At 63.3% G+C, this 4,543-nt stretch carries 3 protein-coding genes and 1 pseudogene; 2 read left to right on the top strand and 2 right to left on the bottom strand.

Annotation, left to right across the window (positions count from 1 at the left end):
* Nucleotides 1-112: 112 nt before the first annotated feature.
* Nucleotides 113-325, top strand: coding sequence for a hypothetical protein (locus tag AC5Y21_RS25920; protein WP_499916995.1), 213 nt, complete (start codon nucleotides 113-115; stop codon nucleotides 323-325).
* 109 nt (nucleotides 326-434) lie between these two features.
* Here AC5Y21_RS25920 and AC5Y21_RS25915 read toward each other — a convergent pair whose 3' ends face one another.
* Both AC5Y21_RS25915 and AC5Y21_RS25910 read right to left on the bottom strand, forming a co-directional pair.
* Complete coding sequence (locus AC5Y21_RS25915) at nucleotides 435-782, bottom strand: hypothetical protein (protein ID WP_499916993.1); 348 nt, start codon at nucleotides 780-782, stop codon at nucleotides 435-437.
* On the bottom strand, nucleotides 776-3,220 hold the full coding sequence (locus tag AC5Y21_RS25910; protein WP_499916991.1) for an AAA family ATPase: 2,445 nt from the start codon (nucleotides 3,218-3,220) through the stop codon (nucleotides 776-778). Before AC5Y21_RS25910 ends, AC5Y21_RS25915 begins: the two co-directional genes overlap by 7 nt.
* 235 nt (nucleotides 3,221-3,455) lie before the next feature.
* Between AC5Y21_RS25910 and AC5Y21_RS25905 the strand changes: the two are divergent.
* Nucleotides 3,456-4,543 (top strand): annotated as a pseudogene (locus tag AC5Y21_RS25905) (hypothetical protein); the annotation flags it as partial.

The following is a 4,543-nucleotide window of genomic DNA, read 5'->3' as shown; positions in this document are numbered from 1 at the left end:
CTACCACCCGCGGAGTACGAAGCCGCGTTCTACGCTACGACACGGACCGACCAACCCCTGGCCGGAATCCAATAATTCGAGCCTCCGGCAGAGCCAGGGCGATTCACACCTCATGGCTGAGTTAGACATTGCCAAGTTGCACGCTGCCGCCGCCGAGCTTGGGTACTGGCCCGCCAGCACCGACGACGAACACCTCGACAAGCTGCGCGCCGACAACGAACGCTTCGACCGCATGAATGCTCATGACCCGCAAGGTCTCAAGTGGTCGAAGATGGGCCGGGAGACGGCAATGGGAGCCCGCGCGGAACCCACGAGATCGCAGTAACGCCCTTGCCGCATTGGCTTCCCCTCACCTGATAGGTGAGGCAGTTCGGTGGTGACTCAAGGTATTCTGCGGCAAGGTGAGCAGTTTGGGTGTGCTCGACAGTGCCGCTCTATACGCTGCACAAAACCCGCACCTGCCTCACCAGATGTCGAATCTCCGCATGCGACGGCTGCAACTCATAGGCATGGTGGTGCACAGCCCGGCTCAGCGCGTACCATACCCGCCTGGCCCGCTCCCCGATCTCCACTCCTTGATTCCTTGCCAGTACAACAAGTTTCGATCTCATCGTCGGTGACTTGCCGCTGGTAGCCGACCAGGAAGCGCTCTGCTCGTCGAGCCAGTCTTCGAGCGCCATCCGCGCCAGCAACGCAGCGATCCGCGCTGCGCGTGGGCCAAGGGCGATCTTTCCATCGAGCACGTCGTCCGCGTAGTCGAGAAGCGCGACGCGTCCTAGCATGTCGCGCTCTTAGCGAGGTCACCGACCGCTTGCCGGGCATCAGTGACCGCACCCTTGTAATCAACCACCCCCTGGTGGACACCCTTGTTCACCACCGAAAGCGTATCCCCGCGTGCTTGGCCTCCCGCCTTCCATTTGTCCACTGCCACAGGGTTATCGGCATCACCGGCCAAAGCCAGCGCCAATCGCCTAGCCGTCTTGTTCGCTTTCTCCCACGCGCCCTCAACGTCTTCGCGGGATTGCCCATCCGCGAGTGCCTTCGACGAGTAGACGTCCCACGCGGTGATCTCCAACGCTTCCCGGCACAACACTGGGATCGCGGAGCGCTTGATTTTCTCGGGCACAGCTTCGTCGGCCGCGATCGCAAAGGCGTCGTCAAGCAGCCGCGTTGCAGGCAGCTCCGACGGCGCCACGCTGATCGCCGAATTCAGTGCCCGCGTGACCTCCACGATCCGCGCGGGCGCGCGCGAGGCGCGGATCGCCGCTGGGAGCCGGTTGTCGTGCGTCAAAACGATCACCTGTCGGTCTTTCGCCAGGGTGGTCAAAACGTCGAGAAAACCGTCGATCTTCGACGGGTCCATGGCCTGGATCGGATCGTCGAAAACTAGAAAGCGGAATGGGCTTTCTGGCGAGGTGGCCCGCGGAATGAAGATGGCCAGCGCTAGCGCCTGCAGTTCGCCTTGACTCATCACCCCGAAAGCTTCAGTCTCCGAACCGTCTACCGCAGCCTGTAGCACGACCCGCCGGGTTGTCTTCTGACCCTCCAGCCGGATTCCACCAAGATCGACATTGCTTTCTTGACGAAGCGCTGCCCAGATCTCGCGGGACTTCTCGGCCAGAGGCGTGAGCCGTTCGTTGCGTAGCTGTCCGGCGTTGGCCTGCAACCACTTCAGCGCATCTGTCGCCACCGCCAGCTGTGGTGCCACCGCGGCGACAGCCTCAGCCTTGCGCAGCCACTCTGCCAACTTCAGGGCAACCGGACCCCACGCGTCTTCGCGCGCTTGGATGAGAGCAGCGGCCTCTTCAGCCAGCGTTGCATAGGCAGCCCGCAGGGACGGGAGGGTCGCGTCAACATGATCGACCAGTGCGAGATCGTCGCCGACGGGCAGCTCGGCGAAGTGATCGTAGGCGGCACGCGCGCCCTCCAGCGTGGCCAGGTCAGTGTCGGTGAGCGGGGGACGCGCGATGGAACGCACCATCGCCATAACCGCTGAGCGAGCCTGCTGAGTCTCCGCGCGGGCTGCGGCCAGATCGCGTACGGCGATCTGGTCACGCTCCAAGGCCGCGCGGGCGGCGACGGCCCAAGTGTCGTCGAGGGCGCCCTGACCGCAGACCGGGCAGCGCTGGTCGCCGTGCTGGTCGTGAAACTCCAAGCTGGACTCCAAAAGCCGCGCACGGTCGGCGGCCAGCGCGTCCGCGCGCCGTGTTTCCTGCTGTTCTGCGTGTGCCGCTGACCGCAGCGCTGCACATTTCGGTTCCGTTTCGTCGGCGGGCGGCACGATCAGCCGGCATGCCTGTTGCCACGCCGCAGGGATGCTGGGAGAAGGGCCGGTAATCAACGGTCGTACCGCGTCCAGGTCGGGTTTTGTCTTCTTCACCTGTGCCAGCGCGACCGCGGCGCGCGAATCCTCGTGAGCCGCCAGGTCTGGCTTGAGGGTGTCGGCGGTGCGCTTAAGTCCAAGTGCGGGTTCCCTGAGTTTTTTGACCTCGGCGTCGAGAACTTCGATCGCGGTGGTGAGCTGCTCCAAACCCAGCAACTTGAAAAGCTGGTCGTAGAACTCGCTCGGTTTGCCTTCGAGAATGCCACTGAGCTCGTCGTAACTCAGCAGGGGCCGATACATGGTCAGTCCCGCGTCCCACCCCAGCACGCTAACGGGTTCTTGCTTCTGGGCTTTGCGCTGTGCCCAGCGCTTCATGTCTCCGACCGACACGTCGCTCCCCGTAGGCCAGTCCACGCCTATGGTCGTCTTGCCCGCACCCTCTTCGGCGATGCCGACGCGGATGCGCGCCGGTTCGCCGGCATGCAGATTTCGCCACGCCTGTGTCCACACCACAGGCTTGTCTTTCCATCGGGAGTTGACCCCAGTCAGCGCCAGTTCCAGTGCCTCAGCCAGGGTCGACTTGCCCGACCCGTTTCTCCCGGCGATTATCGTAAGACCTGGCCCGGGCTGCAACGGGACGGTGACCTCGGCGCCGATGCCACGAAAGCCAGCGACGGTGACCGACTGGAGGTAGGCGCCGACGGGTTCCGCCGATGACTCGTCGGCAGCGGTGAGCGAGTCAACCAGTTCTGGGGAGTCCACGGCGCCACCGAGCGCTTCGGACAGGGCGTCGGGATCTTCGAGCGCTGCCAGCACAGCGAGTCGGGCGGGTTCACTCAGCGAGTTGTCGGCGTCGGCCAGTGCTAGGACGTAGTTCTTCAGTGTGTCGTCGGCCATCGGTTCTCCCCTCTTACGTCCCTCTCGGCACTGAGGGTAAGAGCAGTGGCCGACATCCGGTACCGAATCCGACAGGTAATCGCAGAACGCCCGTCCCGTCCGGTGGGCCACAGATTTGATCCCGACACTCGATTACGGAGACGAATGCGGCGGCCGTGGCGATGATGGGTTGGTGACAGAACAGGCAGGGCCCATATTGCTCGATGGTTATGCGGCCAAGCGGTGCCCAGTCCGAGTGCAGATTGACTTCCTGCCGCTTATGGAGACGCTGCAATGGGACCCGTCTCCGGAGGAAAAACAGCGGCTTGAAGCGGGGATTGCCTTCGAGCGAGACGTGTTCGACGTTTTGCGCACCCTCCACCCCAGTGCCGTTGTGTTGGGATCTCAGCTGTGCAAGTCGGAGGCGATCGCAGCGACCACACAGGCGATGGACGCAGATGCGCCTCTGATACTGGGCGGATGGCTCCCGGATGACGTTGAAAGTTGCCGCACCGGACGGCCAGACATCCTTATCAAAGTCGATGGCGGCTATCTACCGGCTGACGTAAAGCACCACCTCACATTGCAACGCCGAAAAGTCGTGGATGTTCTCGTATCCTCCGTCGCCATACCAGGCAAGCGACTCAAGCTGAGCGGCTGGACGGCAGCAACCTCGCATCGGTACGAAGACGGACTGCAACTGGCCCACTACACGCGCATGCTTCAGGCATGCGGCCACCACCCGGGACCCGACAGGTTGCTGGGTGCGGTCCTGGGCACCAGCCAACTCGAGATCACGCCGACCAGCGACCCGGCGTTGGTGTTCGCCTGGCATGACCTCAACGAGCCACTGGTCTCAACGTTCTCTCGCAGCCGCGGCAAGGTACGCCGGTCGCTGCTCGCGCGCTACGACCACGAACATGCTTTCCGCGTGAAAGTGGCCGCAACTGCACGGGAAATCCGTGGGCGGGACGATGATCCGCAGCCTCTGGTAGAGCCGATTGGGCAAAACGAATGCGGCAGTTGCCCCTACGAGGAGCCGTGCGCGCAGCAGATGGGCCCGGATGACCCATCGACTGCGATCACAATCGGACGCCTCGGCACGCGCGAATGGCTGACGCTGCGCCGAATGGGTGTCACCACAACTGAGGCCCTGTCGGTTCTGGACGCCGACGACCCGTCGTTCTTCGACGAATACATTGCGGAGGTAAGCCAGTTAACCCCGGCGGCCGCCCGTAAGCGTCTGGTAACCGCCATCGAACGTGCCGAAATGATCTGCAATGGCATCGATCTCAAACGAACCAGCAAAGGTCCTGGCGTGTTCCCGCTGAATGAGTCCAACCT

It is taken from the genome of Mycobacterium sp. NGS41, from assembly GCF_059812725.1.
The sequence above is the reverse complement of the archived record's forward strand: the minus strand, read 5'-3'. Positions and strand labels throughout refer to the sequence as shown.

What these genes read in the sequence shown, in the direction of transcription:
- AC5Y21_RS25915 (WP_499916993.1), bottom strand. Translation starts at nt 782, where the DNA reads ATGCTAGGACGCGTCGCGCTTCTCGACTACGCGGACGACGTGCTCGAT.
- AC5Y21_RS25920 (WP_499916995.1), top strand. Translation starts at nt 113, where the DNA reads ATGGCTGAGTTAGACATTGCCAAGTTGCACGCTGCCGCCGCCGAGCTT.
- AC5Y21_RS25910 (WP_499916991.1), bottom strand. Translation starts at nt 3,220, where the DNA reads ATGGCCGACGACACACTGAAGAACTACGTCCTAGCACTGGCCGACGCC.